Here is a 5,622-nt window from a genome sequence, read left to right as displayed (position 1 = left end):
CAAAATAATTGGCCTTCTGCCATATTTATCACTGAGGTTACCAACGACGGGAGAACAGATGAATTGTGTGAAAGCGTAGGCAAAGCCGAGCCAGCCGCCATATTTTGCCGCTTCACTTATGTCGCTATGAATCAATTCCTCGATAAGTTTAGGGACGACTGGAATAATGATTCCCCAACCCGTAATATCGATTAGTAGTGTAATAAATATGAATCCGATTGCTGCTTTTTTCTTGGAATTTTCCATCATGATTCAAAAGTAATGAAATCCTTAAAAACTTGTTTGTTATTTAATTACGAATTTTTGCTGCGTGTTATATTTTCGGTTGTGTTAACAAACCGAAAACAAGAGGCTTTTTTCTTTCGATAGAACGTCTAGGTATGATTAGATCGCTTGACATTGGGGATGGTGCAGCACAGTAAAATTACATGAATTCGCAATAAAACACAGTTTATTTGCTTGGGCATGTAAGGATAAAGCAAGTTCTATCTGGGATTCATCTGTGATGAGAACCTCGGGGTGTAATATAACTTCCGTAAAACGACCACTTCCATCTCCATCCGTTTCGAGGGTAGCGATAGCATTGTCCGTATAGGATAAAATCTCGATGCCATTTTTCGAGCAGACGTATAAATAGGACATCATGTGGCAAGAAATCAGGCTGCTAAGCAGCAAATCTTCCGGATTGTACAATACGGGGTCACCCTTGAATGCTTTTGCTGCGGAAACTTGCAGGTCAGCTTTGCCTTCGATCGCGATGTGATGGCTCTTTGTATAAATTTTTGAACCCACAGCACTAGGCTGTTCAGGATGGTTCCATGTTAAGGTCGCTTTAAAGATATGTTTGTAACTCATTTTGTTTCAAAGTTAAGGTATTCTCCAATATTATAGAGGGTCTAGTCCGCCAATTGCAAGATGTGTAGGATAGGTCGAATCGACTAGATCAAAATTTTAATAGAACTGCTTAAAAATCAAAGCGACCATTATCTGGTTGAAAACGAGTATGTCCTAGGGTATTCCTTTTATTACCTTACGGAAGGATTGATCCAGCATGATATTTATCGTTTGGAGCAAATCGGCATTTGAATAAAACTTCTTCTTTTGTAATCAGACTACAGTGGCGTCTGATTACAGTACTGTTATGTGCGAACAAAAGTGATATAATCTGTGTTGATAGGTTCAATACCATTTTTCCGCATTTCGCTTGCTATTTGCGCCCTGTGATAGGTGCCATGATTAAAGACGTGTAACAGAATGTCGTTGGCCTTATTATGAAAAGCCTGATGCTGTGTGTTTGTATAATTGATAATTTCATCCTCTATATCATTTCTGCGCTGAATCTGCTGCCCAAATCCTTCTGAAGCTAAATCGTGATACCTTTGGCAATCGATGATACTGTGCTCATCCCAAACACCAACAGGTGGTTTTTCACCAGTTAATCGACTTAACCAAATAATCTGAGCATTGACAATATGGCTAAAGAGCCGTATGCAAGAATGAGGTACATTTTCGCCTTCACTTTTCAGTTTATCCAGTAGTGTTGTATTGGCCCAGTTATTATATAACCAAAGCTGCATAAAAGTAGTTGACATCTAATTGTTGTTTATGTGGGTTCTGTAAAATTAAATATACGGAAGATCGCAATAACTTTTTTTTGCAGAGCCTTCAATTATGGACAATTTATGTTATGTAAATAGACATTTTAGTGATCGCTACGCATTATATTTACCTTAGTAGGTAAGTTTTGAAAATTACCAACTTAATTGAAATTAGAGATAACGCTATTCTATATTGATAAATTAGCAAATTACTTTATTTGCTGGATGAACTAGCTGTTGAGTGCACGCTAAAAATCGTATTCATTTTAAAGCAATATATTTGTTACAATTTTATTGTTTTGAGCGTAATGCTATTTTTTTGATTTGCTCAGATCCTAATTTGGATATATTCAGATTGTTAGCGTTATAGGTGGTTGTTTTTTGTCGCAGAAATGTCTTTTTGCGTTATCACTTGATAAGTCAGACTACCACAAACTAAAGGATATCATTATATTAGACTGATATTATTGAAAAGTATGCTATCTATGAACAGGTTTTTCCAAAATTACAATACGGGGAAACGTATTATTCTTCATTTGTGTTTTTGGTTTTTGGTTTTGGGAATGCAATTCATTTCCTATCAGCGGATAGATATTGATAATTCCTGGATTTTGTTTGTAAAGGACGTCTTTTCTTTGTTGACAATATTTTATGTGACAGCATATATCATCATTCCGCGGTGGTTTATTCCAGGGAAGTTTGTATTATGTATATTATGGTTGTTGTTTATTTACGCCTGGTGGTCGTTTCTAAGTTACTTTGCTGCCCTATTAACGTTGAAATATCTAACACCAGATGTTCGCCTGTCAAGCTATCTTGAAATAATATTAAGTCAAGGAATCTTTGGTGCTTTTCGCCTTTCTTCCATTAGCGATTATTTGTTGGATTTTATTTTTTTGGTGGCGCTGCCATTGACTGTAAAAATTGTACAGGCATTTATGTCTGTCAGAAATTCAAAAATGAAACTCGAATTGAAAAATTCAGCATTAGAATTGAACAATGTCCAATTGGAACTTGCCTTTCTAAAATACCAGATTAATCCACATTTTTTACTTAATACACTTTATAGCATCTATGTGCTGGTATCTGATCATGATGAACGAGGCGGCGAAAGTATGATGCGTTTAAGTAGTATTATGGTGTATTTACTGCATGAAAGTAATCAACCCAGGATCGAAATTAGTCGCGAATTTCAATTGCTAAAGGATTATGTTGAATTGGAAAAGTTACGCTATAGCGAGACCGTGCAGATCAATCTAAATTTGGTGGCCGAGGACGAAAACAGCATGATTGTTCCTTTGATCTTTTTTCCGTTTGTGGAAAATGCATTCAAACACGGACCTCGGTTAAGTTCTTCGGCGGGATGGATATCCGTAGACATTAAGGTTGCGGATGACAAGGTGTATATGCACGTGGCTAATGCGTATAGAGAACTTTCAAAACCAGAAAATTATATCGGCGGATTAGGGATAGAAAATGTAAAAAAACGACTGGAACTTCATTATCCTCATAATCACAATTTGGAAATAAAGTCGCAGGAGGGTGTATTTAGTGTTAATCTTGTTGTAACTTTACATTCGGAAACAGAGCCGTAGCACCAAAGCAACGGGTTGCGAAGTACTTATGAATAGAATTAAAACTATCCTTATTGAAGATGAGCCTATTGCGAGAGGTCGCCTGGAGAAATTAGTTTCCAAATTAGGCCTGATCGAAATATTGGGTGTATTCGAGAGCCCATTGCAAGCAATTGACATTTTAAGGCAGCACGAGGTAGATCTCATTTTGTCGGATATAGATATGCCTGAAATGGACGGAATTACCTTTCTCAAAGGACTTGCTCATCCACCATTTGTTGTTTTTATAACTGGGCATTATGAGTATGCGGTCGATGGATTTGAGCTGGATGTGATCGATTATATCTTAAAGCCACTCCTGACGGAAGAGCGCTTGATCAAGGCAATTGAAAAAGTCCAAAAGGCAATTTTGTTTTCTAGAAGGGGCCCACAGGGTGAAAGAAAGGCGATTAAGATAAAGGATCGGAACAAAACTATTTTTATAGATCCGGCGGATATTTTCTATCTAAAAGCCTGGGGGGATTACATTCAAATTTATACGTTAGAAGGTATGCAAACGTTGCTGTCTACCATGAAAGATATGGAAGCAGAACTGCCTTGGGATATGTTTGCTCGTATGCACCGGTCCTATATTGTCAATATCAAACAGATCAAGGGTGTTGAGGCAAGTAAAGTCATTCTGAAAAATGGGACAGAACTCGGTATAGGTTTACAATATCGTAATCAACTTTTCGCGAAGATGGGACTCCTATAATTTATCGGATTCATACGTTCTTTCTGTTTCCCAATTTGCATTTTATAATAGCCAACCATAAAGTGGTAAACGGCAAGTTCATGTAAGCGTTGATCAGACATGAACAATCGATTAATAAACATATGAATGTAGCTTGATAGTAACGATGTCCGAGCCGACTTGAATTCATCTTGCTCGTTATGGCTCTGTAAGGTGTTAAATATGCTGTATTGAAGTGCATTTAGTTTCTTTTTCGATTCTTCTAGGTTGTCTAAAGGTTTGTCGAACCAGTCTTTTTTCTCTTTAAACTTATTGTTGAGATGAATCCAAAGGTTTTTATTATTATCAAATTCTTGCTGATAAAGGGTATTCATCTGTAGGCAGAAATCTCTTTTCTCGATCAGTGTAAATTTTGCAGCTTCTAATAGTGACTCAATATTTTCGAAAGCCAGGCGCCATCGATCATTGATTGAAGTACTTTGTTGGATAACCTTCAGTACCGTTTCGCTCTGTTGATAGAATAGCTCCTCACTAAGTTCCATACAAAATGGGGTATAGCGTTCAATCTCCCGTGTATAAGTGTCAAAGGATAGCGTTGATATCTGGCCGTCTTTAATAAACTGTTCCAATAGGGTATTAAGCGTGGATATAACGAAATAATACTGGCTTGGATCTGAAAGCTCAACTCTAAACCTAATGTGGGGCGATGGATCGTTGTACCGTATAAAAAACCATTTTTTTAGGACATTTTGTTGACTAATTGTCTCTACGATAATGGGGAAAACTTCCTTTAACAAGGTGTCTGCAAAATGTAAACCACAATAGATCTTGGCGTAAAGCCATTCACTGCCCAAAGGGAAGCATCTTTTTAGGTTATTGTCTTGCGGAGCTGATTCATTTGTGAAAGTCTCCTGTTGTGATTCTATTGGAATAATGATTTCGTTGGCAAAAATATGTCCATCTTTATCCCTGGCTATTGATGAATAGTCATTCAGGATATATTCTGTTAATATGGTCTCTCTTTTGCACATATGATCCAATATGATTTCTATGCAAAAAGGATTGTCTAAATTTATCAACAGTTCATTATCGCCGCTGCTGATGATGACCATTGCAGGGATTGCTAACTCCGCTTGTATATTTTTTATGAAAGCCTGAGGGTTGCTGGGGTATTTCGCTATTTTTTGAATTCGCCACTGGGCTCTAGACAAGATAATATTTTTGTAGCTTATTCTTGGGAGCCTCTGCTGCTCTTTCATAATTCCCCAATTCCAGGAAAGATCCAACCTATTATTTTGGAACTGAAAATCTGCGAGAAACTTATAAATATTCATACCTTGTTCAAAATTGTGGGCCGTCGTCAAACGGGGGATAACCATTTTATTGAATTTCTTGGACCACAAGATTAGACGCTGTTCTTTAAGGAACAGGTATAAGTCATTAACATCAATTTGCTCTTGTTCTTCGTCGATTGTTGGGCTTAGACAAATTGATGTCTTTCGCAGCGCAGGTCTATAAATTATATTACCAGCATTATTGTCTGGGTAATGACAAATCTCGGCAAGTATTGCATTGGGAAACTGCTGTTGCTCTTTGTTGGCCGATTCTTTTAATTTGTTATGCAATTCTTCATCCAAATGTGCAAATCTGGAAATTAAGTTTCCTGATGACGAACCACCAATAGTACCTAGATTGAAGAATAAATTTTCCTGACATG

Annotated in this window: 6 protein-coding genes; 2 read left to right on the top strand and 4 right to left on the bottom strand. The window is 37.2% G+C overall.

Annotation, left to right across the window (positions count from 1 at the left end; translation table 11 throughout):
- From B2X72_RS08980 to B2X72_RS08970, 3 genes are all read right to left on the bottom strand, one after another.
- Nucleotides 1-246 (bottom strand): MFS transporter (locus B2X72_RS08980; protein ID WP_286849225.1); only part of this gene is annotated, 246 nt, incomplete at its 3' end.
- Between the two features lie 138 nt (nucleotides 247-384).
- On the bottom strand, nucleotides 385-855 hold the full coding sequence (locus tag B2X72_RS08975) for an OsmC family protein (RefSeq protein WP_286849218.1): 471 nt from the start codon (nucleotides 853-855) through the stop codon (nucleotides 385-387).
- Between the two features lie 284 nt (nucleotides 856-1,139).
- On the bottom strand, nucleotides 1,140-1,592 hold the full coding sequence (locus B2X72_RS08970) for a DinB family protein (RefSeq protein WP_088161520.1): 453 nt from the start codon (nucleotides 1,590-1,592) through the stop codon (nucleotides 1,140-1,142).
- 491 nt (nucleotides 1,593-2,083) lie between these two features.
- Here B2X72_RS08970 and B2X72_RS08965 point away from each other — a divergent pair, with 491 nt between their 5' ends.
- Both B2X72_RS08965 and B2X72_RS08960 read left to right on the top strand, forming a co-directional pair.
- Nucleotides 2,084-3,193, top strand: coding sequence for a sensor histidine kinase (locus B2X72_RS08965; protein ID WP_157698450.1), 1,110 nt, complete (start codon nucleotides 2,084-2,086; stop codon nucleotides 3,191-3,193).
- Nucleotides 3,194-3,221: 28 nt separating this feature from the next.
- Complete coding sequence (locus B2X72_RS08960) at nucleotides 3,222-3,926, top strand: LytR/AlgR family response regulator transcription factor (protein ID WP_286849215.1); 705 nt, start codon at nucleotides 3,222-3,224, stop codon at nucleotides 3,924-3,926.
- Here B2X72_RS08960 and B2X72_RS08955 read toward each other — a convergent pair.
- Nucleotides 3,896-5,622 (bottom strand): lantibiotic dehydratase (locus B2X72_RS08955; protein WP_286849213.1); only part of this gene is annotated, 1,727 nt, incomplete at its 5' end. The genes B2X72_RS08960 and B2X72_RS08955 overlap by 31 nt on opposite strands.

The sequence above is a fragment of the Sphingobacterium sp. UBA7253 genome, from assembly GCF_002472745.1.
In the GTDB taxonomy this organism is placed as follows: domain Bacteria; phylum Bacteroidota; class Bacteroidia; order Sphingobacteriales; family Sphingobacteriaceae; genus Sphingobacterium; species Sphingobacterium siyangense.
The sequence above is the reverse complement of the archived record's forward strand: the minus strand, read 5'-3'. Positions and strand labels throughout refer to the sequence as shown.

Bases quoted from the DNA above. Each gene is read 5' to 3' on its own strand.
- B2X72_RS08975 (WP_286849218.1), bottom strand. From the start codon at position 855: ATGAGTTACAAACATATCTTTAAAGCGACCTTAACATGGAACCATCCT.
- B2X72_RS08970 (WP_088161520.1), bottom strand. From the start codon at position 1,592: ATGTCAACTACTTTTATGCAGCTTTGGTTATATAATAACTGGGCCAAT.
- B2X72_RS08965 (WP_157698450.1), top strand. From the start codon at position 2,084: ATGAACAGGTTTTTCCAAAATTACAATACGGGGAAACGTATTATTCTT.
- B2X72_RS08960 (WP_286849215.1), top strand. From the start codon at position 3,222: ATGAATAGAATTAAAACTATCCTTATTGAAGATGAGCCTATTGCGAGA.